The sequence below is a fragment of the Devosia sp. J20-27 genome, from assembly GCF_055808595.1.
Genome location: NZ_CM147875.1, coordinates 742,781 through 768,190, shown reverse-complemented (window position 1 = coordinate 768,190; position 25,410 = coordinate 742,781). Strand labels below are relative to the sequence as shown.

The 25,410-nt window shown below is 65.7% G+C and carries 22 protein-coding genes; 2 read left to right on the top strand and 20 right to left on the bottom strand.

All coding sequences use genetic code 11. The features are described 5' to 3' along the window. Position 1 precedes the first annotated feature (1 nt). The 16 genes from AC0L4C_RS03720 to AC0L4C_RS03645 all read right to left on the bottom strand — a co-directional run bounded on the left by AC0L4C_RS03720 (position 2) and on the right by AC0L4C_RS03645 (position 19,617). Positions 2-1,696 (bottom strand): dihydroxyacetone kinase family protein, encoded by a 1,695-nt coding sequence (locus tag AC0L4C_RS03720; protein WP_473402183.1) that lies wholly within the window; start codon positions 1,694-1,696, stop codon positions 2-4. 159 nt (positions 1,697-1,855) lie between these two features. Further along, the gene (gene trxA / locus AC0L4C_RS03715) at positions 1,856-2,179 is read right to left on the bottom strand and encodes a thioredoxin (RefSeq protein WP_473402182.1); all 324 of its coding nucleotides are present in this window, start codon (positions 2,177-2,179) and stop codon (positions 1,856-1,858) included. A 153-nt stretch (positions 2,180-2,332) separates the two neighbouring features. Then, a complete protein-coding gene (gene trxA / locus AC0L4C_RS03710; RefSeq protein ID WP_473402181.1) occupies positions 2,333-2,656 on the bottom strand; it encodes a thioredoxin in 324 nt (107 codons plus the stop codon). 78 nt (positions 2,657-2,734) lie between these two features. Next, a complete protein-coding gene (gene addA, locus AC0L4C_RS03705; RefSeq protein WP_473402179.1) occupies positions 2,735-6,175 on the bottom strand; it encodes a double-strand break repair helicase AddA in 3,441 nt (1,146 codons plus the stop codon). Beyond that, positions 6,172-9,183: a double-strand break repair protein AddB gene (addB, locus tag AC0L4C_RS03700; RefSeq protein WP_473402178.1), complete on the bottom strand. Its 3,012-nt coding sequence runs from the start codon at positions 9,181-9,183 to the stop codon at positions 6,172-6,174. Before addB ends, addA begins: the two co-directional genes overlap by 4 nt. Continuing rightward, entirely contained in the window at positions 9,180-9,881 is a 702-nt protein-coding gene (locus AC0L4C_RS03695; protein WP_473402177.1) for a nucleotidyltransferase family protein, read from the bottom strand. Before AC0L4C_RS03695 ends, addB begins: the two co-directional genes overlap by 4 nt. 35 nt (positions 9,882-9,916) lie before the next feature. Beyond that, the gene (tsaE, locus tag AC0L4C_RS03690) at positions 9,917-10,357 is read right to left on the bottom strand and encodes a tRNA (adenosine(37)-N6)-threonylcarbamoyltransferase complex ATPase subunit type 1 TsaE (protein ID WP_473402176.1); all 441 of its coding nucleotides are present in this window, start codon (positions 10,355-10,357) and stop codon (positions 9,917-9,919) included. A gap of 3 nt (positions 10,358-10,360) precedes the next feature. Further along, complete coding sequence (locus tag AC0L4C_RS03685; RefSeq protein WP_473402175.1) at positions 10,361-12,841, bottom strand: sensor histidine kinase; 2,481 nt, start codon at positions 12,839-12,841, stop codon at positions 10,361-10,363. Between the two features lie 377 nt (positions 12,842-13,218). Continuing rightward, positions 13,219-14,619, bottom strand: a complete 1,401-nt coding sequence (gene ahcY / locus AC0L4C_RS03680) for an adenosylhomocysteinase (RefSeq protein WP_473402174.1) — start codon at positions 14,617-14,619, stop codon at positions 13,219-13,221. A gap of 93 nt (positions 14,620-14,712) precedes the next feature. Next, positions 14,713-15,216, bottom strand: coding sequence for a DUF2937 family protein (locus tag AC0L4C_RS03675; protein WP_473402173.1), 504 nt, complete (start codon positions 15,214-15,216; stop codon positions 14,713-14,715). 72 nt (positions 15,217-15,288) lie between these two features. After that, positions 15,289-15,813 (bottom strand): GrpB family protein, encoded by a 525-nt coding sequence (locus AC0L4C_RS03670; protein WP_473402172.1) that lies wholly within the window; start codon positions 15,811-15,813, stop codon positions 15,289-15,291. Next, complete coding sequence (locus AC0L4C_RS03665; RefSeq protein WP_473402171.1) at positions 15,810-16,124, bottom strand: HPr family phosphocarrier protein; 315 nt, start codon at positions 16,122-16,124, stop codon at positions 15,810-15,812. The genes AC0L4C_RS03670 and AC0L4C_RS03665 overlap by 4 nt, the downstream gene beginning before the upstream one ends. Positions 16,125-16,148: 24 nt before the next feature. Next, entirely contained in the window at positions 16,149-16,547 is a 399-nt protein-coding gene (locus AC0L4C_RS03660; protein WP_473402170.1) for a PTS sugar transporter subunit IIA, read from the bottom strand. A gap of 66 nt (positions 16,548-16,613) precedes the next feature. Further along, positions 16,614-17,099 carry an HPr kinase/phosphorylase gene (locus tag AC0L4C_RS03655; protein ID WP_473402169.1) on the bottom strand — a complete coding sequence of 162 codons (486 nt, stop codon included), beginning with the start codon at positions 17,097-17,099 and terminating at the stop codon, positions 16,614-16,616. Continuing rightward, positions 17,096-18,895 (bottom strand): stimulus-sensing domain-containing protein, encoded by a 1,800-nt coding sequence (locus tag AC0L4C_RS03650; protein WP_473402168.1) that lies wholly within the window; start codon positions 18,893-18,895, stop codon positions 17,096-17,098. The genes AC0L4C_RS03655 and AC0L4C_RS03650 overlap by 4 nt, the downstream gene beginning before the upstream one ends. 8 nt (positions 18,896-18,903) lie before the next feature. Continuing rightward, positions 18,904-19,617, bottom strand: a complete 714-nt coding sequence (locus AC0L4C_RS03645) for a response regulator transcription factor (RefSeq protein ID WP_473402167.1) — start codon at positions 19,615-19,617, stop codon at positions 18,904-18,906. Between the two features lie 233 nt (positions 19,618-19,850). On the opposite strand from AC0L4C_RS03645, the gene pckA reads away from it, so the two are divergent. Then, positions 19,851-21,407 carry a phosphoenolpyruvate carboxykinase (ATP) gene (gene pckA, locus AC0L4C_RS03640; RefSeq protein ID WP_473402166.1) on the top strand — a complete coding sequence of 519 codons (1,557 nt, stop codon included), beginning with the start codon at positions 19,851-19,853 and terminating at the stop codon, positions 21,405-21,407. Positions 21,408-22,287: 880 nt separating this feature from the next. Here pckA and AC0L4C_RS03635 read toward each other — a convergent pair. From AC0L4C_RS03635 to AC0L4C_RS03625, 3 genes are all read right to left on the bottom strand, one after another. Further along, positions 22,288-23,136: a cell wall hydrolase gene (locus tag AC0L4C_RS03635; protein WP_473402165.1), complete on the bottom strand. Its 849-nt coding sequence runs from the start codon at positions 23,134-23,136 to the stop codon at positions 22,288-22,290. 332 nt (positions 23,137-23,468) lie between these two features. After that, positions 23,469-24,146 carry an HAD family hydrolase gene (locus AC0L4C_RS03630; protein WP_473402164.1) on the bottom strand — a complete coding sequence of 226 codons (678 nt, stop codon included), beginning with the start codon at positions 24,144-24,146 and terminating at the stop codon, positions 23,469-23,471. Positions 24,147-24,185: 39 nt separating this feature from the next. After that, positions 24,186-24,704: a hypothetical protein gene (locus AC0L4C_RS03625; RefSeq protein WP_473402163.1), complete on the bottom strand. Its 519-nt coding sequence runs from the start codon at positions 24,702-24,704 to the stop codon at positions 24,186-24,188. Between the two features lie 128 nt (positions 24,705-24,832). Here AC0L4C_RS03625 and AC0L4C_RS03620 point away from each other — a divergent pair, with 128 nt between their 5' ends. Further along, a complete protein-coding gene (locus tag AC0L4C_RS03620) occupies positions 24,833-25,060 on the top strand; it encodes a hypothetical protein (protein WP_473402162.1) in 228 nt (75 codons plus the stop codon). 7 nt (positions 25,061-25,067) lie between these two features. Here the strand turns inward: AC0L4C_RS03620 and AC0L4C_RS03615 are convergent, their stop codons facing one another. Next, entirely contained in the window at positions 25,068-25,361 is a 294-nt protein-coding gene (locus tag AC0L4C_RS03615) for a hypothetical protein (protein WP_473402161.1), read from the bottom strand. Positions 25,362-25,410: the final 49 nt, after the last annotated feature.

The window sequence follows — 25,410 nt, the reverse complement described above, 5'->3', positions numbered from 1 at the left end:
GCTACGGCGCGTCTGCTCCGGCGGCCGCCTCCAGCCATATCGCAACGGCCACGGCGCCGGGGTCCGGGTTCCCCAGCGCGCGGTCGCCGATATAGCTCGACCGCCCGCGTCGCGGTCGCATCGCCGATGTCTGTTCCGCGCCGCGCCGTGCGGCACCGGCCGCAACCTTGAGCAGGGTGAGGGCATCCGGCTCGGCAGTTGCCATCGCGGCGACGGCCGGCAGCAGGGCATCGGCCATGGTCCGGTCACCTGCCGCAGCGCCGCCCAGCCGGGTCAGCGCCTCGGTGCCGGCGGCAAAGGCCCGCCGCAACGCCGCACCATCTGCCGCTCCCGCCTGGAGCTCGCGTCCGGCAGCAATGGCAAAGATCGAGTAGAGCGGCCCCGAAGTGCCGCCAACGCTGCGGCGCAGCGTCAGCCCGATCTCGTGCAGCACTGCATCAAGCGGCCGCCCGCGCTGCGCCTCAAGCCCGGCAAGCACGGCGCGCGCGCCGCCGGCCAGCGAGTGGCCGATATCGCCATCGCCGACCAGCCGGTCCATTTCGGTCAGTTCCGGCTCCGCTGCCACAATGGCGTGGCAGGCTGCCGCCAGCCGGTCGATGAAGGCCTCGGGGGTCCCGGGTCCGCTGCCGGCAACCGTCGAATCGATTTGCTCCGGCGCCGGGATCACCTGTGGCCCGTCGGGCAATCTGCCCCCGCGCTCGGGCCAGGCCGGCGCCTCCACCGGTGCATCGAGCGCCGCCAGCATGGCATCGTCCACCGGCAGCAGGCTCAGCGACATCCCGGCCATGTCGATGGCGGTCAGGAAGGTGCCGCAATAGGCCCGTTCCACCTTGAGATCGCGCGCCGCCAGGCTCGCCAGCGCATCGCCTGCCACGATGTTGAGTTCCATCACTGGAGTGGCGCCCAGATTGTTGACCAGCAGCACCACGCGTTGACCCGCTGTCAGTCCCCGGTCGGCGACAATGGTTTCGATCAGCTGGTCCACCACCTCACGCGCTGCGGCAACGGCGACGCGCTGCACCCCGGCCTCGCCATGGATGCCTAGGCCCAGTTCCATCTCGGTGTCGCCCAGCGTGAAATTGGCCTTGCCCGCGGCGGGCACCGTACAGGCTGACAGGGCCACGCCCATCGATGCCACCAGTCCAATGGCGCGCCGGGTCGCGGCCGCAACTTCCGCCAGCGGCAGGCCAGCCTCGGCCGCCGCACCGGCAATCTTGTGTACCAGCATCGTTCCGGCAATGCCGCGCCGCCCGGCGGTCTGTTCGGCGCTGCCCAGCGCCGCATCGTCGTCGACGACGACCAGTTCCACCGGAATGCCTTCCGCCTGCGCCATCTCGGCGGCGAGGCCGAAGTTCAGCCGGTCGCCGGTATAATTCTTGACGATGATCAGGACGCCCGCCGGACCACCCACCGCCTTGATGGCAGTAAATACCGCATCGGTGCTGGGTGAGGCGAAGACGTCGCCGCTCACGGCGGCCGTCAGCATGCCCCGGCCGACATAGCCGGCATGGGCCGGCTCGTGGCCGGCGCCGCCGCCGGTGACAATGGCAACCTTGCCGCTGGCGCGGAACGCCGCGAGGTCGGCGCGCACCACGGTGTCCTCGGCGCCCAGCAGCGCCAGTTGCGGATTGAGCGCCACCAGTCCGGCCAGTGTCTCCCGCACCACATCCGGAACGCTATTGATCAGCTTCTTCAAGTCATCCTCCCCTTTGCCAGGTGACTGCGATCGAAGCAGACCCTGGCGCCGGCGCGACTATACCTGCTTGGACTATATGGTCACCTCTTCCGCACCCGATCGGCCAACAAAAAGCCGCCAGACGATATCGTCCGGCGGCCGCACTGAGCACTGCGCAGGTTAGCCCTGGAACTCGTCCAGCCATTTGGTCAGTTGCACCCGGGACTGGCCGGAGCCGACGCGCGCGTCCACCGGCTCACCATCGCGAAACACGATCATCGTCGGCATGGCGCGGACGTTGTAGCGGGTCACGATGTCGATGTTCTCCTCGACGTTGAGCTTGACGATCTTGACCTTGCCGGCGAGGTCGCGGCTGAGGTCGTCGAGGATGGGGTCCATCGCCTTGCAGGGCCCGCACCATTCCGCCCAGAAATCCACCAGCACCGGTTCGCTGGCGCCGAGCACCTCGGCATCGAAAGTGCTGTCGGTAACGAGTTGGGCCATCTCTTGTCTCCATCGGTGTCTTGCGATGAAGGCTAGGCCGAGTCGGCGCCGCTGGGAAGGCACAGGTTTCCACCGAGCGGCCCGACAATGAAAAACGCCGCCGGAAGGTCCGGCGGCGTTTTTGGGTTCAGAAGTGGCGAGACGCGCGCCCGATCAGGCAGCGTGACCCTCAAGCCACTTGGAAAGGCCGGCCTTGGGCGTACCCGCGCCGATCTTCATGTCGGCAGCTTCGCCGCCCTTGAAAAGGATCATGGTCGGGATCGAGCGCACACCATACTTGACGGTGGTGTCGGGATTCTCGTCGACGTTCAGCTTGACGATTTTCACCTTGCCCGCGAGTTCAGAAGAAAGCTCTTCCAGAATCGGACCGATTGCACGGCAGGGGCCGCACCATTCCGCCCAGAAGTCGACCAGGACGGGTTCTTTGGAAGACAGTACTTCCTCGCCAAAATTGGCGTCGGAAACCTGAGTTGTCATTGCATTTGCCTTTGGGTTGAAAGCGGCGGTCTGTTTGATGGAAAACCTAGGGAGAGTCCAGTCACACTTCAACGATTGTCACCGCATGGTGAAGCCCCGGCTGGCCTCTGCCAGTGCTTCGCCCGGCAATTCTAGCAGGGATTCCAACGACGTCCAGAGGATGGCCGCCCGCACGGGGAGACCGGGGTAAAGCTGCCTTGCAACCAGTGCATAGAGCCCGAGCTGGGTGAGGTAGGCGGCCGGCACCTGGGCGGCGTCGGCGGGGGCGAGTGCATCGGATTTGAAGTCCACCACCAGCACCTTTGTGTCCGTCACCACCAGCCGGTCGAAACGCCCGGCCAGCCTGATATCCTGCCCATTGCGCCGGGCCTCGGTGAGGAACGGTACCTCGGCGCGCGACTGCGGTCCGAAGAGCTCGGCAAAGTCCGGATTGCCGAGGATCGAGAGCGCCCGCTGCGCGGTTTCGGCGTGCAGTTCCGGCGCCCTTGGCAGCAAGGTCGCCAGCGCCTTGTTCGCCACGGCCGCACGATCGGCGACCGGTACCCGGCCCAGATGCTGCAGCAGCGCATGAATGGCAATGCCGCGCTGCCGCGCCGTTTCGGCGTCGAGTAGCGACTCGGCAACCGTTTCGAACACCTTGACCGGGTCGGCCGGCACGAAGGCCGACGAGGGCCGGACGACCTGCACCGTCGCCGGCGCGGGGAGGGGCGGCAGGCTCAGCGGTTCGGCCAGCGCTGCGGTTGCAGTCTCTGCAACGCCCACCGGTGCCGGAACCGGCCGCTGCCGCGGATAGAGCAGCGCTGTCTCGTTGCCATCACCGTCCAGTATGGCCTCGCTCTCCGGACGCAGCGAGCTTTCGATGGCCTCGTACCAGGTGCCGTCGAGCTTGGCCTGCTTGGTCAGCGATCCTGTGACATAGAGTTCGTCCTCGGCCCGTGTCATCGCCACGTAGAGCTTGCGCCAGTATTCGGCCTGCTGCCGCTCGTTCTCGCGGTCACGCAGCGCCAGGGTTTCCGGCACGTGGTCCGATCTGGACGAGGCATGCAGCAGCAGCGGACCCGGTGTGGCCACCGGCAGATAGACCGGCCGCGACGTCTGCCGGCTATCGGGCCGGCTCGCCGCATCGGCAAGGATGACGATTGGCGCTTCGAGCCCCTTGGCCCCGTGCACGGTCATCACCCGCACGCCGCCGCCGCGTTCGTTGAGCTCGCGCTTGATGGTCACATCGCGCGACCGCATCGCAGCCAGGAAGCCCTGTAGCGACGGCTGCGATGTCTGCTCGTGCGCCAGCGCCAGCTCCAGGAACTCGGCGAAGACATCGTCGACCTCGCGGCCGAAGCGCTCGTGAAAGAGCTTCAACCCGCCCTCGGCGTGCAGCACCTGGGCGAAAAAGCCGTATGGCCGGTCGAAATCCAGACGACCGCGCCAGGCACGCAGCTTCTCGTGGGCCGCCATGACGCGCGGTTGCGTCGACTCGCGCAGGGCGCGCCAGAGTCCGCCGGGGCGCGGCTGCGCCAGCTCGTAGAGCTCCTCTTCGGAGAGGCCGAACAATGGCGATCGCAGCAGCGCCGCCAGCTGCAACTGGTCGGCCGTATTGAGCAGCACATCGCTGAGTGCCAGCAGGTCAAGGACGGCGATATGCCCGGTGACCGCCAGCCGGTCGGCGCCCGGCGTCGGCAGGCCAAACCGGTGCAGCGCCCGGATGACCTCATGAAACAGGCTGGAGCGCGATTGCACGAGGATCAGCACATCATCGGGCCGCACCGCGCGGCCGCGCGCTGCCAGCGGCCGGTGCTCGCGGATCCAGGTGGCAATCTCCCCGGCCATGCGCTCGGCCACCTGTCGCGCCGCGCTGCGCGCATCGCGGGGGATTTCGAGCGGCCACTTGTCGGGATCGGTCTCGTCGTCGATGTCGCGGATCGGCGGCCACAGTGTCACCGAACCGCCGGTGTCACGTCGCGCCGTTTCATGGACGATCGCCATTTCCTCGAGCACGGCATCGCGACGTTCCTCGTCCCTGAACGTCAGGTCGACCGCTTCGAGCACGCCGGGAAGAGTGCGAAAGCTGGTACGCAGCCGCACCCGGCGGAACGGCAGTTTGCCCCCCATCGCCTTCCATTCATACTTGACCCCGGAATCGTGAAACAGCGCCGGTTCCGCACCCTGGAACGAATAGATCGATTGTTTGCCGTCACCCACGGCAAACAGCGTCCGCGGCCGCTCGATACCGCCGGGCTCGAAGAATTCCTCGACCAGCGCATCGATCACTTCCCATTGCTCGGGATTGGTGTCCTGGCTCTCGTCGACCAGGATATGGGTCAGGCCGCCGTCGATCTTGTAACGCACCCAGAGCCCCTGCGCCGGGTCGCGCAGCAGTCGGCCCATGCGGGTGACGAGATCGTCGAAGTCCAGCAGCGAGCGGGCGCGCTTTTCCGCCTCGTATCGCGCCGAAATGGCAGCGAGAATGTCGAGCAGCGCTTCCGAGCGCTCCACCAGCGCCGCGCGCGCCATATCCCGCGACAGCTGGTGGATGCGCTCCCGCTCCGCCTCCAGCCGGGCCAGAAGTTCGGGGTGTGCACTGGCGTCCTTGGCCGGCATCAGCGTTCCGCGTGGATCGCCATCGGCGGTCAGGAATGCTGCCATCAGCTCATCGGCGCTCGGCCGGTCGGGGGTGGCCCGCGCCAGTACGTCGGCAAAGCGAATGCCGCGTGTCTTCAGCGGATCGCCGCCCAGCAACTCGACCAGCTTGCGGCAATCGTCGGGATGCAGCAGCGATTGATGCTCCATCGCATCGCGCAAGGCCCCCGAACCGGGGCTGCTCTCGGCATGTCCGACCAGTCGTCGCAGCCGGCGCTTGGCTGCGCTCCTGTCGGCGATCACCTGCTTGAGCTTGCTGTTCTCGCTCAGCGCCAGGTCGATGGCCTTGGCGATGGCGAAGTCGCTCAGCGCGTCGAACAGCACCTCGACCGGCAATTCCAGCTCGGGGTCGCCATTGATTCCGGCGGCAATCACCCGCTCCCGCGCCTCGAGCACCATGGTCTCGCGCTCGTAGTCGTCGACAACCTTGAAGTCGAACGGCACGCCCGCTTCTGTCGGGAAGCGGTGCAGCACGCTTTCGCAAAAGGCATGGATGGTCTGGATCTTCAGTCCGCCCGGCGTTTCCAGGGCGATGACAAATAGCGTCCGGGCCCGTTCGAATGTCGATGGTGCCGGCCGCTCGCCAAGCAGGTCCGTCAGCTCGGCAACCAGCCTGGCCTCTTCTGCCAGCGTCCATTCGGCCAGCCGGTCGGAGAGCCGCTGCCGCATCTCTGCGGCTGCCGCCTTGGTGTAGGTAAGGCAGAGAATCTGGTCCGGCTTCACCCCGGCCAGCATCAGCCGCAGCACGCGGTCGGTGAGCACGCGCGTCTTGCCGGACCCGGCATTGGCCTCCACCCAGGTCGAACTTCCCGGATCGGCAGCCTGCCGCTGCAGGTCGGTGACGTGCTGGGGCAGGGGGTCGAACAGCGGACGCTCGCTCATTCGTCCTCTCCCGCCTGGATGGTCCACTCGTCGGTGCGGGCCAGATGGTCGTAGTCGCCGCGATAGCGCCGGGTGATGTCAGGACGGATGCGCGCCGCCAGCGGCCGGGCGTCGCTCATCAGCAGCGCCTCGACATGTCCCTGCAGCCGGCGCGCGACCTCGTCGGTTGCCGTCGGCAGGTCGAGTCCGTCACGCGCCTTGAACGGCGTCGTCGAGAGAGCATCCGGTCCCAGCCCGATCTTGATATAGGTGAGGGCCGAAATCTCGGCCGCGGGCACCCCCCCGAAGGCGCCGGCCTGCGCCATGGCCGCTTCCAGCAGCAACTGCGGGGCTTCGAACGCCTTCATCGATTTGGGCGTCGGGATCGAGCCGGTCTTGAAGTCGATGATCTGCACTGTCCCGTCATGCAGTTCATCGATGCGGTCGGCCTTGCCCGTCAGCGTAAAGCCGATCGGCAGGTGCCATGCCCCGGAAATCTCGGCATGACGCTGGCGTACGACCGGCTCGCGTGACCGCTCATAGGCGAGAAACTCTTCTGCGGCCCGCTCGAACCGCTTCAGCCAGATATCACGGCGTTCGCCGATCGCATCGAGGCCTGAGAAGGCCTGCTCCGCCATCGCCATCAGCTGCGCCCGCGCATCGGGGGCGGCAAAGTCGTGCCCGCCTGAAACAAACCGGTCGAAGACGTCATGGATCATCGATCCGCGTTCGCGGGCATCCGGCTCATCGCCTAGCGCCGGCAATTTTCTGAGCTTCAGCACATGCCTGGCGTAGATGTCGTAGGGCGAGCGGAACAGCGTCTCGATCTCGGTCACCGAGAGCTTCGACGGGCGCAGGGCCACCGGCGGACTGGGGAGAGGTCGAACCGCTGGCACCGGAAGCGCCGCGACGGCATCGAGCCGCCGCGCCATGTCGATCCAGCGCTGCCCGCGTTGCCTGAGCGGCCCGGCCGCTTCCCCCAGGAAGGCTTCGAGCCGTTGCAGGAAGCGCGACGGCAATGCCGGCGACGTGCCGCGCCGCTCGGCGTAGGCCAGCACCACTTGCGCATTGCCCATCGCCATCTCGAAGTCGTGCGCCGCCTGTCCCTGCTGGCGTTCCGGCGGCTCCAGCCCCGCCGCCAGCCGCATGCCCCGGCTGAGCCACGGTCCCGGATCGGCGACGCGCGGCCACACGTCCTCGTTGAGCCCGGTGAGGATCAGCAGGTCGGGGTTCTGCAACCGCGCTTCCAGCTGGCCCCAGATCATCACGTCGTCGCGTCCCGGTTTCTGCGCCGTCACCGTCATTCCGGCCATCAGCGTTCCCAGCACGGCGTCGAGTGTCACCGGTGGGATTTCAGGACCTTCGCCGGCCTGCGCCCCGAGCTCCTCGGCCCAGCGCCGGAACTCTGCAAATCCCGGGAAGTCCTTGCCGTCGGTCACGGCCTCCATCGTCGTGGCCAGTTGCGTCGCCAGATCGGCGACACCGAACCTGCCCCTGGCCAGCAGGTCGCAGAGCGGCTGCAGGGCACGCGACAGCCGGTCGAAGAGCTCGGCAATGGCAACGCCCTCTTCCGGCTCCAGCTTCCTTGCCGGATGGCGGGTGAGCCGATCGAGGTTCGCCGTCAGCAAGGCGCGCAATCCCCTGAGACCGGTTGCCGGACGCTGTCCGCGCAACAGCCCCAGATCGATCAATTGCCCGACGCGCGACACCTCGGCCCGTTCCAGTCCCAGCGTCGTCGCGCCGTTCTGCAGCAACGCCATCAGATCCACCGGCGCAAAGCCGGACGCCGCACAGGCCAGGACGATCCGCACCAGTCGTCCCGCCGGCGACTGGAACAGCGGCACGCCCGCCGCGTCGTCGACCTCGACGCCGAAGCGCCGGAACTCCATGGCAATGCGCCGTGACAGGGACTGGTCCGGCGAGATGATGCCCACACTTTGGCCGGCCACCAAGGCCTCCCGTGCCGCCAGCACCACGGCGCGCGCCTCTTCATCCTGGGTGCGCGCAGCGATAACAGACACGCCGTTCATCGCCGAAGATAACGTGCTATGCAAATCGGCGCGCAATCCGGCCCAGCCCTCGGTTTCTGCCGCCAGAGCCAGCGCGGTACGAACCACGCGGGTGCGCGGCTGGGGCTTTTCGGCAAGCTCGGTCACTTCGCCATGTGTCGTGCCAAACTGCCGCAGCAGTTGAGAGAGTCCGTACTGTGCATGCCCATGAGGCGACGCGCTCTGATCGAGCAGAGCCTCGTGTTGCTCCGAAGATAACGTGGTATCAAGTCCGGGCAGCACAACCGCACCGCGCGGCAGACCAGCGACGGCCTGCAGCAACTCCGCCGTGGCCGGGATCGAGCCGGTCGAGCCCGCCGCAATCACCGGGCGGTCCCCGTAGAGCAAACCCGCCGTCGCGGCCTGGCGCCGCAGGCGCTCGTTGCGCAGCTGCGGCGGGTCGGCTCTGCCGTTCGCCGCCAGTATGTCCGGCCATGTCCGCAGCGCGATGTTGAGGAAGTCCAGCACCTGCTGCCAGTTCTCCGGCAGGTTCTCGGCCGGTACCGCCAGCACCGCGTCCGCCGATACGCCCTCGATCACCAGGTCATCGAGCAATCCGCCCAGCGAATTGGCCAGTCCCAGCACTTCCGCAGCATTGGGCGGCGTGGCCAGCACGCGTTGACCGTCGGTGGTCCGTGCCCAGGCGTCGATCAGCCGCGCCAGCGTCAGCGTCCGCGCAAACGGCGGTGCTGCCTGCGGCAGTGCCGGCAGGTCGAACGGCGGCAGGAACGGTTCCTCGTCGGCCACCTCCCCGCCAAAGGTACGGATATCGGGCAACAGCGTCTGCCCGCGCTCCATCAGCGCCTGCGCCAGCTTCAGCCGCGCCCGCCGCGTCGGCAGCACGATGGTGACATCGCTGAGCCAGAACGGCCCGGTCTGTGGCCAGCCCTGTAGCAGCGTGCCGTCGATGATCCGGTCGGCCAGCGTTGCCAGAAACGGCGCATCCGGCGCGATGGTGAACAGCTTCTGCGCCCGGCTCATCGGGCAAGCCGCGCCTCGGCTGCCGCCAGCGCCTGCGGGTCGCCGATATGCAGCCAGTCGGTGCCCAGTGCGACACCCCGCAACGCCCCGCGCTCCAGCGCCGCCTCGAACAGGTCGAACAGCGAAAACGGTCCGTCCGGCGTGCCCTCGAAAATCGATCGCGGCAACAGCGCGGTCCCGGCATAGATCACCGGCGCGCCGCGGTCATTGGTGATCTCCCCGTCCGGCGCCAGGCAGAAATCATGGCTGCGGCGGGAAAAGCCGGAGGCTCGCATCGGGTGCACGCAGAGCAGCACGATCCGTCCGTCATAGGCCGCCCGCATCCGCTGCAGCGGCCGGTCGCCTGCCAGCCACAGGCTGTCCGCGTTCATGACGAGAAACGGATCGGTCTCCAGCGCCCCCAATGCCGCTTTCACTCCGCCGCCGGTATCGAGCAGGCTTGCCTCCGGTGACAGCACGAAATCTCCTCCGTCCGGAGTGGCATTCATCGCCGCCACATGTGCCTCGACTTGGTCGGCATGATGATGCGCGTTGACCACGAAGCGCCGGGCGCCCTCGTCCTGCGCCAGTGCGGCGACCCGGTCGAGCAGCGGCACGCCTGCCACCTTGAGCAGCGGCTTCGGCGTCGCCTCCGTCAGCGGCCGCATGCGCGTGCCGAGGCCGGCTGCAAGGATCATCACATCGGGGAATCGGTCCATGCCGGATTTGAGCGAGGGCGAGCCCCCCTGTCCAGTCAGTCCAGCCCCCGGCCATCGGCAAACGTGATCTCGACGTCTCGTCCGGCCCCGTCAGCAGGCACCGACAAGGCGACGGTCACATCGGCGCGGCCCGCCAGTGACGGGGCACGCTCGGGCCACTCCACCAGCACAATGGCACCGGCCCGGTCGAACAGCCCCAGTTCATCGATTTCGGCCTCGCTTGCCAGCCGATAGAGATCGGCATGCAGCACCGGCACGCCCTTCGCCTCATAGGGCTGCACCAGAGCAAAGCTTGGCGACGGCACGTCGAGCCGCGGGTCGCCGACGAGCTGCCGGATCACCGCACGGGCGAGGGCGGTCTTGCCGGCCCCAAGGTCGCCATCGAGCAGTACCAGGTCGCCCGGCTTCAGTGCTGCCGCCAGGCGCGTGCCGAAGGCGGCGGTGGCAGCATCGTCGCGAAGGTGGTGGCGTGTCATCGCCTATTCGGCGGCGCCGGCCTGCTGCAGCGAGGCATCGGCCGGCAGGTTGACGGTGACGCGGCTGCCGCGGGAGCCGCGCTTCTCAACGGTCACGGTACCGCCATGCAGGTTGACGAAGGCCCGGACGATGGCGAGGCCAAGCCCGGCGCCACGCTGCCGTCCGGCAATCGCCTGCGTGTCATTGCGTTCCAGCAGGGCGGCGCGCATTTCCTCGCCCATCCCCGAGCCCTCGTCTTCAACGATGAACAGCATGCGATCGCCGCGGCCGGTGATTGTCAGCTTCACTTCGCCGCCGGGTTCCGAGAACCGAGCCGCCGAAGACAGCAGATTGTAGAGCACCTGCACCACGCGCGTCCCGTCGGCCACGAACAGCGGCAGGTCGGGCGCAATCTCGACGACAAGGTTGATCGAATTTTCGCCGTCGATCTCGGGGAAGGTCGCGGCCAGTCCGGCGCGGGCCTTGTCGACCAGGGCACCGATATCCTGCGGCTCGGGCTGCAGCTCGGCAATGCCGGCATCCACCGTTGCCAGGTCCAGAATGTTGTCGATCAGGACGCCAAGGGTGACGCTCGAGGCCCGGATATAGTCGGTATAGGACTGCTGGCGTTCGTTGAGGTCGCCCGCGGCCTTGGATGACAGCAGGTCGGCGAAGCCGATGATATTGGTCAGCGGCGAGCGCAATTCGTAGGACACGTTCTGCACGAAGGCGTCCTTCAGGCGGTCGGCGGTGACCAGTGCCTCGTTGCGTTCGCGCAGCATCAGCGAGTACTTGGCGCTGTCGGTGACATCGAGGAAGGTCATCATCGTCTGCCCGTCGGGCAACCGGACCACCGCATAATCCAGCATGCGCCCGTCCGCGCGGGTCAACCGGCCGGACTGGTCCGAGCGGGTCGGGTTGAGATCAATGATGCCGCGCTTCAGGTCGCGCCACAGCGATGGTCCGTCTTCCGGCATGGCCGTCGCGACGGCGGCCGCGATCTGGTCGATATGCGGATTCTCGTCGAGCAGCGTCGTCGACACCTTCCACAGCACCGAAAAGCGCGGGTTGTAGAGCGTCAGCCGGCCATTGGTGCCGAACACTGCCACGCCTTCCGACAGCGCATTGAGCGTCGAGCGCTGCACATCGGTCAGCGCCTTGTTCAGGCTCTTGAGCTGCAACTGGTCGGTGATGTCCTCGAACACATAGATCACCCCGCCATTGGGGCCAGCCGGTGCCGCGATCACCTGCACCGTGCGGCCGTCAGGCAGGTGCCATGGGTCGCTCTCGCGTGGCTTGCTCAAGGCGTAGCTGGTCAGGTGCCGGGCGCGCCATGCCTGGTAGTCGGGCTCGTTCGGCAGCTTGCCGTCGGTCCGCAGCTTGTCGAGGATGGCGCGTTCGTCCATCCCCAACCGCAGCCAGTTGGGGTCGAGCCCCCACAATGCGCAATAGGCGCTGTTGTACTGCACCAGCTCGCGATTGCCATTGAAGATGGCGATGGGCGTCGCCAGTGCATCGATCACCGACGACAGATGGCTGAGATTGGCGTCGCGGGCCTCGCGGGCGCGATCCTTGCGGGGCCGCAGGAAGCCTGCTGTGCCGTCATTGATGTGGAACTGCATCAGTTCGTAGGTGCCGGCTTCGGGCAGTACGATGGTAGCCGGCTGTGGCCGCGTTCCGGCCGGGGCGGCAAGCAACTGCTTTTGTGCGGCCTGCAGGTCATGCAGTTCGGCCGGCTGCGCATCCGAGCTGCGCTTGCCCAGCGTCCGCGCCAGCTCGTGATAGGCGGCATTGGCAAAGACCAGCTTCTGCGCGCCATTGCGCAGGAACGCGGGAACACCGAGGGCGGCCAGCACGGTCTTGGCCACGGCAAAGTCGGCGCTTGCCTTGCGGGAGTCGAGCTCCGGGTCGACAGGGATCTGCTGTGCCGCGCGGCGCAGCTTCAGCGCCGTCCCGCTGCCCAGCACCCAGCCCGAGGCGCGGATCAGCATGTTGTCGCGGGTGCGCAGCGACAGGTCAAAGCCGCGCCCATGCACTTTCAGTGCCTCCAGCGCGTGAGCCAGAGCATCGGCCTCTTCGTCGCGCAGCCAGAGATCGAATTCCAGCACCGCCTCGGGGCGTCGCCCCGGGGGGAGGATGATCGACGTCTGACCCAGAAATTTCGGCCCGCCGGTGTTCTCGGTCCAGAGCACGGTGACTTCACCGGTGCCTGACAGCAGGGCCTCGTATTCATCGACCAGTGCCCGAAGCGAGGCGATTTGCTGGTTGGACTGGCGCTTGTCCTGCTTGGCATCCTTGAGCAGCCGGCGCACCAGCGTCATGGCCAGAAGCGCAAACGCACCCGCACCCAGCGCAATGGTCAGCGGCATGGCGCCTGAAAGAACGCCGGTGCTGAAGCCCTGGCTTTGCGCCTGCGCGAGAGCCGGACTGGCACTCAGGAGGGCCAGGACGGACGCGGACAGACCCGCGAATCCCCAACCATTCCGGATTGTCTCCGGCTTCATGCATTGCCTCATTCTAAGAACCGCCGCCAATGCACCGATCGCGATTGATCGATGCTACGCTTACTCGTTACGCGAGGCTGGCCGTCACGCGCATGCGCGTCGAATCGCCAGCGCCGCCAACGTTTCCGCCAGCGACTACGTCTTGCAGCCTGAGCCCCCAGACCACCGAATCACTGCAAGATAGCGGTCCGGGGAATCGCGAAAAAGAGTCTTTAGGGGTGTGGACAGCGGGCAAAATGCCCATAAAGGCCATTGACCGCGGTCCGAACAGTGAACGCTTCGTTAACGCCCGCGCCGGATCACAAGATTCTTTAGCAAAAACAAAGAGCCCTACCCGCGCACGGATAGGGCCCTAAAAGCCACAGACGGCGATAATCTTAGTAGCGGTACTCGCCCGACTTGAACGGGCCGGCCTGGCTGACGCCAATATAGTCGGCCTGCTTCTGGGTCAGCTTGGTCAGCTTGGCGCCCAGCTTGGCCAGATGCAGTTCGGCAACCTTCTCGTCCAGGTGCTTGGGCAGCACGTGCACCTTCTTCTCGAGCGACTTGCCGTTGGTCCACAGCTCGATCTGCGCCAGCGTCTGGTTGGCGAACGAGGCGCTCATCACAAAGCTCGGGTGACCGGTGGCATTGCCCAGGTTCACCAGACGGCCTTCGGACAGCAGGATCAGCCGCTTGCCATCGGGCTTCTCGATCATGTCGACCTGCGGCTTCACATTGGTCCACTTGAAGTTGCGCAGACCGAGAACGTCGATCTCGTTGTCGAAGTGCCCGATATTGCAGACGATCGCCATGTCCTTGAGCTTGCGCATGTCGTCAACCATCAGCACGTCACGGTTGCCCGTCGCGGTGACCACCACGTCGGCGCGATGCGCGGCTTCCTCGAGGGTCACCACCTCAAAGCCTTCCATGGCGGCCTGCAGCGCACAGATCGGGTCGACTTCGGTCACCAGCACGCGGGCGCCGGCGCCGCGCAGCGATTCCGCCGAGCCCTTGCCCACATCGCCGAAACCGCAAACGATCGCCACCTTGCCCGCCAGCATCACGTCGGTGCCGCGGCGGATGGCGTCGACCAGCGATTCACGCGTGCCGTACTTGTTGTCGAACTTGGACTTGGTGACCGAGTCATTGACGTTGATGGCCGGGAACGGCAGTTCGCCCTTGGCATGCAACTGGTAGAGACGCATCACACCTGTCGTGGTCTCTTCGGACACGCCGCGAATGCTGTCGCGGATCTTGGTGAAGAAGCCCGGGCTGGATGCCAGGCGGCGCTTGATGGTGGCAAAGAAGATTTCTTCTTCTTCATTGGTGGGCTTTTCAAGGAAGGAGGGATCAACCTCGGCCTTGGCGCCGTTCAGAATATACATGGTGGCGTCGCCACCATCGTCGAGGATCATGTTGGGTGTGCTGCCCGGCCAGTCCATCATGCGGTCGGTAAAGGCCCAGTACTCTTCCAGCGTCTCGCCCTTGTGGGCGAAGACCGGGATGCCGGCGGCGGCGATCGCCGCGGCGGCATGGTCCTGGGTCGAAAAGATGTTGCAGCTGACCCAGCGCACTTCCGCGCCGAGTGCGACAAGCGTCTCGATCAGCACGGCCGTCTGGACGGTCATGTGCAGCGAGCCGGCAATGCGCGCGCCCTTGAGCGGCTGCGATGCGGCATATTCCTCGCGGATGGCCATCAGGCCGGGCATTTCGATCTCGGCGATATCGAGTTCCTTGCGGCCATAGTCGGCGAGCGAAATGTCTTTGACGGCGTAGTCGGTGGTCTTGGTGGCCATGTGGCTGAAGCTCCGCGTTGTGCTGTTGGCCCGCTTATACGCAAGCCGGGCCACGGGATCAACGTAGGACATAAAGGATTCTTTATATCCCCTTTATGGGCGGGCCTCGCGGCGGCGGCGAAGAGGCAGCAGGGCAAGCCACGTCAGCCCCGACGTCAGCAGATAGCCGAGCAGGAAGCCGCCGCCGGCATAGGCGATACCTTCAAGGCTGACCGGCACGGCGGGCTCGAAATCCTCCAGCGCTCGCGCCCCGATCTCGCTGTCCATGAACTGCGGCAACAGCATCAGGCGCTGCGCCGCATCGGCGCCCCGGATGCTCTCCAGCATCGCGCTAAGTTCGTCATAGCGTGCAAATGTTCGCGCCGCCGACTGGCCGCGCCCTGCAATGAAGGTGTCGCCGGTGGCCGAATAGCGGGCAATGGCGTCGTCGCGGGTCAGTCCGGCCGCGGCGGCGGCGGTGTCGAATTCCACCGTGATGATCCGCAACTCGTCGACCGCCCCGCCGAGGCGCTGCGTATATTGCTGGGCATATTCGGGAAACTGGCTCAGCGTGACGCCGAGAGCCAGGCCGCCGACAATGCTGAGAGCTCTGCGCACCAACGATCCTCCTCTGTCCCGATAGCTGGGGCGAACCTCGCCTCAAGTCAACGGCGCAGGGCGGTCGTGAGTTCAATGCTGCCGTGCCGGACCGCCCAGTGACAGCACCAGGTCATCGATGAACGCCGACTTCTGCGTCGAATAGGTCTCCCGGTCGTCGCGATAGCGCGCCGCCAGCTCGGTCTTGAGCGCAAGGTAGGCGTCTCGCACAGCGGGGTGGCTCCGCAGGTGGTCCCGAAACAGGAGATGGCGTTGCACTTCGTCGGCATCGTCGTGGATATGCAGGTGATGCGTCCGGCGGGGTGCTGGCGGCAGGCCCCTGACCAGAAAGAGCCGTGTCTTGTCCGGATTATCGGCCCAGAAGCTGTAGCCGGTAGCCTCAAGCGCCGGGATGGCAGCCCTGGCCACGTCGAGATCCTCGACCAGCACGATGATGTCGATGATCGGCTTGGCCGGCAGGCCGGGGATGGCCGTCGACCCCATATGTTCGATCAGCTTGGCACTGGCACCGAGGATAGGCGCGATCAGTGCACGCTCACGGACAAACGCAGCAGCCCAGCCAGGGTCGGGGGCGCAGAGCTCCACGGCCTCGCTCAATCGGCCTCGACACCCTCGTTGTCCTCGTCAAAGCCGTTATTGACGAGCGTGGTGATCGCATCGAGCGCCTCGCGCGCCTGCTTGCCGGTGACCTGCACCAGAATGGTGGCGCCCGGACCGGCCCCCAGCATCATCAGGCCCATGATGGAATTGCCGGCTACCGACTGTCCCTCGCGGACAACCTTGATCTCGGCGTCGAAACACTCGGCTGTGCGCACAAATCGCGCCGACGCCCGCGCATGCAGACCCTTGCGATTGACGATCGTCAATTGCTGAGCCAGCGCCCGATCTGAACCTGCCGCAGTATCCATCGAGCCATTGTGCCGGAAAACGGCTCAACCGCCAAGCGTATCGCTGGCCACGTTGATGTATTTGCGCCCGGCTTCCGCCGCCATGCTCACCGCTGCCTTGATGTCGAGCTCGCCGCGGACGCGCGCCAGTTTGACCAGCATCGGCAGGTTCATCCCGGCGATGACCTCGACGCCACGGTTCTGCATCACCGAAATCGCCAGGTTCGAAGGCGTACCACCGAACATGTCGGTCAGGATGACCACGCCCTGACCCTGGTCGGCGGCATCGACGCAACCGAGAATATCGTTCCGCCGCTCTTCCATGTCGTCGTCGGGCCCAATGGCTACCGTTTCCACAAACTCCTGTGGACCGACGACATGTTCCAGTGCGGCTTTGAACTCGATGGCCAGCGCCCCGTGGGTCACCAGAACCATGCCAATCATGCATATTCCCCAATCGGCATGCCGGAGGCGGCACCCCGGGGAGTTTTGCCCCTCATCCTTTCGGATTCAAGTGTCTTTTTGACGCGTCTGGCCCTTTCCGGCCGAGACTTCCCGCAAAGCCTCCCGGATCAGCATGATCTGATGCCGCGCATCAACGATTCCCGCCTGCGGAACCGGGCAGCGCGGCAACCGCACCCCCATCACCTCGGTGACCAGGTCGCTCTCCTCGACCATGCGCTCGAGCAGGGGTACCAGATCGACCACCACATGCACCTGGCAGCGCGCCACCGACGCACGCCGCACGATGCCCCGACCGCGCAACTCGATCAGTCCCGCGATGTTCTCGGGGCCGTGCATCATCAGGCGCACGCCATCGACCAGCAGATCCAGCCGGTCGTCTCCCACCAGCAATGCCTCGAGTCCGCGCGCCTCCCACTGGTCGAACAGTTCCAGTGCCAGCAGCGACTTTCCGGCTCCGGACGGCCCCCGCAGCATCACACCCAGTCCACCGAGCCGCAGCCCGGTGGCATGGATATTCTCGGGGATACTCATTTCCGGGCCTTCTCGGTCGGCGTCCGGCGCAGCGTCACGGTGAACCGCGCGCCGCTGCGATCGGTGCGGTTCTCGGCTTTGATCGTACCCTTGTGGGCCTCGATGATCTGCTTGGAAATCGACAGCCCGAGCCCCGAGTGATCGCCGAAATGCTCGCCATCGGGCCGGTCGGTGTAGAAGCGCTGGAAAATCCGGCTGATATCGCCTCGAATGCCGGGGCCCTCGTCGCTCACCGTCACGGTGATCTGGGTTTCCGTCGTCGATACCGCAACATTGACCGTGCCGCCCGGCGGCGAGAACGACACCGCATTGTCGATCAGGTTGTTGAACACCTGCGCCAGCCGGCTGTCATGCCCGAGCGCCATGGCCGCCTGCTTTCCGGACCGCTTGTCGAGCTTCACCGTCACGTTGCGGCCCGAGGCGAGGTCGGTCTGGATCGACACCATGGTCTCCACCAGCTTTTCGACGTCCACCACTTCCACGCTCTGCCGCGCCAGTTCTGCGTCGAGGCGGCTGGCGTTGGAAATGTCAGAGATCAGCCGGTCGAGCCGCTTGACGTCGTGCTGGATGATGGCGTGCAGTCTCTCGCGGTCTTCCGCGCGCTTGGCCCGCGGCAGCGTCTCGACCGCCGAGCGCAGCGAGGTCAGCGGGTTCTTGAGCTCATGTGCCACGTCGGCGGCAAACCGCTCGATCGCCTCGATGCGGTTGTAGAGCGCCGAGGTCATGGCGCGTAGCGCCCGCGACAGGTGTCCCACTTCGTCCGGGCGATCTGAAAAGTCCGGGATTTCGGCCCGCATCGTTGCCGAACTCTGCACCCGTTCGGCCGCGCTCGCCAGCCGACCCAACGGCCCTGCAATCGTGCCCGCCAGCAGCAGCGAGAGGATGATTGTCACCGTTGCCGCCACCAGCGCAATGCGCAGGATGCCCCAGCGCTCGGCGGTATCGATCTGGTCGATCTCCCCCGGATTGGTCGAGAGCAGCAGCACGCCCACGGTGGCGCGCACGCGCTGCACCGGCACCGCCACCGACACCACCAGCTGGTGCTTGGCATCCACCCGGACGATCGCCGTTGCCGCCCCGGTCAGCGCCGCCGCGACCTCCGGATAGCGGGTGCCTTCGTCGGCGCCATATTCCTGATACAGCGGAAAATCGTCGCCCGGCAGCCAGGCCATCAGCGTGTTCCACCAGTCGAACAGGAAAAACCCGGTGCCGTCCTGCTGCCGGCTCAGCGACCGCAGCACTTCACCGCGGGCATAGAGGTTGGCGCTGTCGAGGATCAGCAGTCCTTCCCTGTCGTAGATCCGGGCCCGGGTCCTCGTCGGCGTCACCAGGTTGCGCAGCAGCGGTGCAATCCGCTCCGGATTGATCGGAAAATCCAGCGCCGGATCGAAAAAGCTGAGAGACGACACGGCATCGCCGGTCTTGAGTTCCAGCAGCCGGTCGGGATTGACGGTGATGACGTCGCTGTCGACCGTCGCCGATGCCGCAATCGCTGAAGCAATGATCTCGCCCTGCACGCGCAGGCTCTGCAACCGCGCATCGATCAGCCCGGTGCGCCACTGGTTGAGGAACAGGATGCCCAGCACCAGCACGGCGAGCCCGGCCAGATTGAGTACGATGATGCGCTGTGCCAGACTGGAAAATATCGTGGCGCCGATAAAGCGCCCGACACTTCGCCAGGCCCGGCTGAGGCCACCGAGGACGCGTCGGAGAAACGCACCGCCGCCGTCGCCGCGCTGCGCGTCACCACCGGGCTCGGATTTCTCGTCTTGCAGATCGTGCCCGGTAACGGCCACAGACGCTCCTACTGTTCCTTGAAGCGATAGCCCACGCCGTACAGCGTCTCGATCATTTCGAAGTCGTCGTCGGTTGCCTTGAACTTCTTGCGCAGCCGCTTGATGTGGCTGTCGATCGTGCGGTCGTCGACATACACCTGGTCGTCATAGGCCGCGTCCATCAGGGCATTGCGCGACTTGACCACGCCCGGCCGCAGCGCCAGGGCCTGCAGGATCAGGAACTCGGTTACCGTCAGCGTGACGCGCTGCCCTTTCCAGGTGCAGGTATGCCGTTCCTCGTCCATCACCAGGGCGCCGCGCTCGATCAGCGCCTTGCCCGGCGTCGGCTCGCTGCCGGCGGTGGTGGAGGTCGGATCGCGCGGCGCGGCGCGGCGCAGGATCGATTTGACCCGCTCGACCAGCAACCGCTGGCTGAATGGCTTGGTGATGAAATCATCGGCGCCCATCTTAAGGCCGAACAATTCGTCGATTTCCTCGTCCTTGGAAGTGAGGAAAATCACCGGCAGATCCGATTTCTGCCGCAGCCGGCGCAGCAGTTCCATGCCGTCCATGCGCGGCATCTTGATATCGAGGATGGCCAGATCCGGCCTGTCATTGGTGAGGCCCTCAAGCCCCGATGCGCCGTCAGTATAGGTCGAGACATTGTAGCCTTCTGCCTCCAGTGTCAGTGACACCGAGGTCAGGATATTGCGGTCATCGTCCACCAGGGCAATCTTGGGCATCTCGTTCCCTTCCTTATAATCCCCGGCGCGACGCATGCCGGATTGTGGCAGAGGTTGACTGCCACATTTACGCATAAATAAGGCGGGTTCTCTCCGGTTACCAGTTAATAGCTGGAAAGGTAAGGCGAAGCACCCCGCTGAGACTATGGTCGTAAGACCGATTCGGGGATGGCCGGAGGACCTGAACTGCCCGTACCACTTGGCCCGACCCAGCGAGTTGCGAGGCAGACAAGATGACTGTTCTGGACCACGACGACCTGCATTTGCGTATCGCCGAACAGGCGGCAGCGGTCACCTGGGACGCCGACGTTCCGGCCCTGATGACCGAGGCACTTGTCCGCAACGAGGGACAACTGACCGCTGACGGCGCCCTCGCGGTGACCACCGGCGTCTTCACCGGGCGTTCGGTCAAGGACAAGTTCATTGTCGCTGACACGCTCACCGCCGACACCGTGTGGTGGGACAATTCCGCTGCGATGCGGCCCGCCCAGTTCGAAGCTCTGGCCGAGGACATGCTCAATGCCGTCGATGGCCTGAGCTTGCATCGTCAGCATCTGCTGGCCGGCGCCGACCCGCGCCACCAGCTGCGTGTAACCGTCTTCACCGAAACCGCCTGGCACGCGCTCTTCATCCGCAATCTGCTGATCCGGCAGGACAAGCCGCAGCCGGGCGCCGATGTCACCATCCTGCATCTGCCCAGCTTCAAGGCCGACCCGGCGCGCCACGGCACGCGCAGCGACACCGTCATCGCCCTCGACATGACCCGCAAGCTGGTGCTGATCGCCGGCACGGCCTATGCCGGCGAGATCAAGAAGTCGGTGTTCTCGCTGTTCAACTTCCATGCGCCGCGGGCCGATGTGCTGCCCATGCATTGCTCGGCCAATGTCGGTGCCAGGGGCGACGTGGCCCTGTTCTTTGGCCTCTCGGGTACCGGCAAGACGACGCTCTCCAACGATCCGGCCCGTCCGCTGATCGGCGACGATGAGCATGGCTGGTCGATAGACGGTGTTTTCAACCTCGAGGGCGGCTGCTACGCCAAGACGGTCAAGCTCAGCGCGACCTCAGAACCGGAGATCTTCGCGGCCACCCGCAGCTTTGGCACGGTGCTGGAAAACCTCAGGCTGGGCGCTGACAGGCGGCCGCTCTACGATGACGTGTCGTTGACGGAAAACACCCGCGCCGCCTATCCGATCGAGACGCTTCCGGCCATCGCCCCGGGCGGCGTCGGCGGCACGCCGAACACCGTGGTGTTCCTGACGGCCGATGCCTTTGGCGTCCTGCCGCCGATTTCGCGCCTCAGCCCGGAACAGGCGGTCTACCATTTTCTCTCCGGCTATACCGCCAAGGTCGCCGGCACCGAACGCGGCGTGACCGAGCCCGCCGCGACGTTTTCGGCCTGCTTCGGAGCGCCCTTCATGCCGCTCCACCCCAAGGTCTATGGCCGTCTGCTCGAGGAGCGGCTCCGCACCAGCGGTGCCCGCACCTGGCTGCTCAACACCGGTTGGACCGGCGGCGCCTATGGCACCGGCCAGCGCATCGATATCGCCTCCACCCGCCGCCTGCTCGACGCTGCCCTGTCCGGTGAACTCGACAACGTCCCGATGCGCCGCGACCCGGTTTTCGGCCTCGATGTCCCTACCGCTGTGCCCGGCGTCGACCCCCGCCTGCTCGACCCGCGCCAATGCTGGCCCGACCCCGCTGCCTATGACACGGCAGCCCAGGCCCTGCTCAAGCGCTTCACCGACAATTTCAGGAAGTTCGACGGGCCGGCCATCCAGGCCGCGGAGTAGCTGAAGAACCCGGAGAGGCGTTTGCCTCTCCCCTGGCTCACATCGCCATCCGGCCATGCCAAACCCTCCTGCCAAGCTGCGCTGCAGGGAGACGCTTGAGGCTTTTGCGGCTGTCGCACCTTCGCCACTGCACATCGCGCATCTCTCTCACCCCTCATAGTGCGCCTCCTCATGGTGAGCCTGTCGATCCACGAGGGGCCGCACCGGCTGCGCCACCTGCTTGCACGCTCCGCAACCCGACCTCATCCTTCGACAGGCTCAGGATGAGGTCTCTCTGCCGTTGGTAGCCCCTCACTTGCCACCCCCCACCGGCGTCATCCCGGCGCACGCCGGGACCCAGTAGACGCCAGCGCCTCCATTATTCGCCAGCCCCTCCGTCAGCCTCTCCCTCGCGGGGAGGGTCGGGGTGGGGGGGCGAGAGCCACGATGGGTCATTCATCCCGCCGATGTCACTCGCGCGGACGACAGCTGCAAGCCACTGACGCCGCGGGATGATCCAGCCGCATCGTAAAACTTGTCCCCGCCCTCTCCGCTCGGCGTAATCTTCCCCCATCTCCCCGCGACGGACGGGAAGCGCGACGAACGCTTGCGGAGGGGACTGCCGGGAGGGGGAAGGGAGTCGTCTCACGCCCCTGGGCCAAGTGCACGGAGTTGAAAAGGGGCGGCAAGTCGGGCTCCAGTCTCCCGAAGCGCGGGACAATGCCACAAAACCCGGTTCCCCGAGGCGGCTACCGTCTCGTTATTATCATACCCAGAGACGGCAAGCGCCTCGGGGCCCGATCCACCACACACCAACCGGAGGCGGCAACGCCGGCCGGGCGGAAAGGCATGCAAAAAAGGCGCGGCTTGTGCCACGCCGTATCAGCCGATCAGAGACGGATCAGTTCGAGGAGTAGAAGACGTGAGAGCCGATGGCCGCCACACGGCGGAAGCTGTGCGACCACTTCGGCGCCACCGCGGTGGTGTGGTAGAACAGTGCCGAACCCGGCAGCACATCCGGGCGCTCGCCCTGCTGGAACTCGGAGAAGGCCTTTTCCGCCATCTTGACCGAATTGTTCCAGGCCGTGCGCTCGGTGCCCATGTCGCTCCGCCCGTCGCAGGCGAAGGTGAACTGGCACTTGTATTTGCCCTTGTCGGCGTTCTGGAACACCACGCCGCAGATCGTCGACGGGTACTTCTTGGAGAAGGCGCGGTTGATGATGACGTTGGCGACCGCCATCTGGCCATCCGTCGATTCACCGCGCGCCTCGTGATAGATGGCCTGCGCCAGGCAAAGGCGTTCGCTGTCGGCCAGCTTCACCTTCTTGACGGTCGGCACGTACTGCTTTTCCGCATAGGCAACCAGCACGGCAGGCGTCAGAGCCGGGCCGCTGGTATCGACACTCTCGATGGCATCGAGGGCGTCATTGCGGCGCTTGGCGATATAGCTCGAGAGCACGGCTTCGGTGAGTTCGACGCCGGTCGGCGTGACGTTGAAGCCGTTGAAATTCTTGATGCTGCGCTGCCGCTCGACATAGGCGGCCAGCAATTCAGGGGTCAGCTTGGGCTGGGTCGCTTCGAAATACTGCTGACGCTTGGCGGCAACCGCTTGCGTCATCGGGGCTGGAAAAAGCGTCGCGTCGACAACCGCAACATCCTCGGCGGAGGCCGACGACAAGGCGCCAGCCAGCAACAGGGCTGCGGCACACGAGGCCACGACGTGCTTGAAGCGACACGCCAATCTGGTCAACGGCTGAGCCGTCAATCTGCCACCCTTCCCCCGATACCACCCCCGCGGCAGCATCGTCTAAACGTCCGGGCCAACACGGAACCGTGACCCGGCGGCACCCTAGCCGAGCTCTTCGGCCGATGGAACCCAAAATTTACAGTTACTTAACCATGAATGTTAGCGTCTTAATTTGTAGTTAATTGCGCCAATTGTCCAGCTAACACATTGAACATGCATGCGAATGCCTGCCGCCGCGAACAGGGTCGCGATGGCTGCAAGTTAATTCAAATGCGAATCGTTGCCGCTGCACCACACTGGTGTGGTGCACTGCAGCCCGAAGTGACGAAGGGCGGCTAGGGCCGGAAGGCCGCGTGGCGCAGGTCGTGCAGGCTCTCGAGCACTGCGGCGCAAAGCTGGCGGATTTCGTCCGACGGATGCACGAGATCGGGCACCATGATGGTCTGCATGCCCGCCGCATGCGCGGCGCGCACACCGGCATGCGAGTCTTCGACCGCCAGGCAATTGCCGGGCGCGATGCCGAGGCGGCCGGCCGCCGTCAGATAGGGTTCGGGATGCGGCTTGGGGTGGGTGACGTCGTCCCGCGTCACGATGGTCTCGAACGCATCCAGCAGGCCGGCCGCGCCCAGGTGGCTGATGGCATGCGGCGACCGCGACGAGGTGGCGACCGCCGCGGGAATGCCGCGCGTCTTCAACTCGCCGAGCATTTCGTGCACCCCGGCCTTCACCGGCACCGCCTCTTCCATCCGTGCCTTCATCTTGATGCGGCAGTGATGATCGAAGATCGCGTAGGGGAACGTCACCCCGTAGGCTTCCACCAGCAGGGCGTTGGACGCCTCATGGCTGGACCCCACCATCCCCAGATGGATGGTCTCGGTCATCTCGAAGCCCAGCGTCCCGGCCACGTCATAGACGATGTCGCGGAACACCATCTCGGTATCGAGCAGGGTGCCGTCCATATCAAAGACGATGGCCTCGAAAGGCGCCGGGCGAAACGGGTTGAGGGAGGTCATGGCCGCGATATAGCCAGATTCACCCGGCTTCGCCAGTCCTCACTCGCCGATGCTGAAGGGCATCGAGATGGTCGCGGTCTCGTCCGAGGCGATGTCATGCGCCAAATATTCGAGCACATATCTGCCTGCCGGCGCTTCGTTCAGCGACAGCGTCAGGCTGACCAGGAACTCGCGGTTCTGCGCCTTGCTGACCAGCTCGAAATGCGCAAAGCCATCCTTGCCGGCGACGATGTCGCCGTCGGCGGTCTTGACCACGAGGTCGAAATCGAAGCCGAACGCATAGGTGCCATCGGGGTTGTTTCTGTAGCCATAGCCGACCGGTTCGGCATAGACCACGATCGGCTCGCCGGGGGCGAACACGGTGCCGGTCTTTTCTGTGTACACCCCGAAGGCGTCGATGCTTTCGGCGAACAGCGTCTTGCGGAACGTCAGCGGCGTGGCGTCCCAGGCAGCGCTGACCTGCGCCTCGGCAGCGTCGAGCGCCTCAAGCGTCTGCGCCTGCACAGGCGTCAGAAACACCAAAATCGCCATGAAGATGAACGTCAAAATCCGGCACATGAACAACTCTCCAGCACTCGGCGCGGGTCATAGTGCGGTCCGCCCCGACAAGCAATCGTTTACCATACGGGTCTAGCATAGACCTGTCGTCGCACGTCCGGAAAGGACAACTCGAAGGGGAGAGAGCGATGGAATGGCTGCTGATGCTGGCGATCCTGGCGCTGCCGGTGATCCGCTTCATGCTCTTGCCGGCGCGTGTCGTCGGCGCCGTCCGGCGCCTGCCGCTCGGCCAGATTGCACTGCTCAGCCTGGGGCTGATCGCTCTCTGGATCGTGCTCGGCGCCCTCAACGCACCGCGCGAATCCACCGGCCGCTACATGCGTGGCGACGCCGAAATGCGCAAGCTGCTCGAGTAGCCAGGACCTAGCGCAGCTGCGCTGCGAGGCGGAGGCCGGCGGAGCTGCCGGTCTGGTTGTCGCAATAGCTCTCGAACTGCTGCCGGACGCGCAGGCAATCGGCGATATCGGGCTCGGTCGGGCTGCGCTCCAGCAGCCGGCGAAGCAGCATGTCGAGCACCTTGCGGTGCTCGGGCGGAATTGCGGCCAGCTCGTCCGGCGCAAAGGCCAGCAGCGCCAGCGCTTGCAGACGCTCGGCCGAGCGTCTGTCGGCAATGACAGATTGCAGTTCAGTCTCGTGACGGTTTCCCGACCCTGCCAAAGCGTCCACTCCCGGCTGGTACTGCGACCGATTCCCCTCGGCCACGCCG

Bases quoted from the DNA above. Each gene is read 5' to 3' on its own strand.
- trxA (WP_473402182.1), bottom strand. From the start codon at position 2,179: ATGGCCCAACTCGTTACCGACAGCACTTTCGATGCCGAGGTGCTCGGC.
- AC0L4C_RS03620 (WP_473402162.1), top strand. From the start codon at position 24,833: ATGGAATGGCTGCTGATGCTGGCGATCCTGGCGCTGCCGGTGATCCGC.
- AC0L4C_RS03630 (WP_473402164.1), bottom strand. From the start codon at position 24,146: ATGACCTCCCTCAACCCGTTTCGCCCGGCGCCTTTCGAGGCCATCGTC.
- trxA (WP_473402181.1), bottom strand. From the start codon at position 2,656: ATGACAACTCAGGTTTCCGACGCCAATTTTGGCGAGGAAGTACTGTCT.
- addA (WP_473402179.1), bottom strand. From the start codon at position 6,175: ATGAGCGAGCGTCCGCTGTTCGACCCCCTGCCCCAGCACGTCACCGAC.
- AC0L4C_RS03660 (WP_473402170.1), bottom strand. From the start codon at position 16,547: ATGATTGGCATGGTTCTGGTGACCCACGGGGCGCTGGCCATCGAGTTC.
- AC0L4C_RS03655 (WP_473402169.1), bottom strand. From the start codon at position 17,099: ATGAGTATCCCCGAGAATATCCATGCCACCGGGCTGCGGCTCGGTGGA.
- AC0L4C_RS03685 (WP_473402175.1), bottom strand. From the start codon at position 12,841: ATGAAGCCGGAGACAATCCGGAATGGTTGGGGATTCGCGGGTCTGTCC.
- AC0L4C_RS03695 (WP_473402177.1), bottom strand. From the start codon at position 9,881: ATGGACCGATTCCCCGATGTGATGATCCTTGCAGCCGGCCTCGGCACG.
- addB (WP_473402178.1), bottom strand. From the start codon at position 9,183: ATGAGCCGGGCGCAGAAGCTGTTCACCATCGCGCCGGATGCGCCGTTT.
- AC0L4C_RS03625 (WP_473402163.1), bottom strand. From the start codon at position 24,704: ATGTGCCGGATTTTGACGTTCATCTTCATGGCGATTTTGGTGTTTCTG.
- pckA (WP_473402166.1), top strand. From the start codon at position 19,851: ATGACTGTTCTGGACCACGACGACCTGCATTTGCGTATCGCCGAACAG.
- ahcY (WP_473402174.1), bottom strand. From the start codon at position 14,619: ATGGCCACCAAGACCACCGACTACGCCGTCAAAGACATTTCGCTCGCC.
- AC0L4C_RS03665 (WP_473402171.1), bottom strand. From the start codon at position 16,124: ATGGATACTGCGGCAGGTTCAGATCGGGCGCTGGCTCAGCAATTGACG.
- AC0L4C_RS03645 (WP_473402167.1), bottom strand. From the start codon at position 19,617: ATGCCCAAGATTGCCCTGGTGGACGATGACCGCAATATCCTGACCTCG.
- tsaE (WP_473402176.1), bottom strand. From the start codon at position 10,357: ATGACACGCCACCACCTTCGCGACGATGCTGCCACCGCCGCCTTCGGC.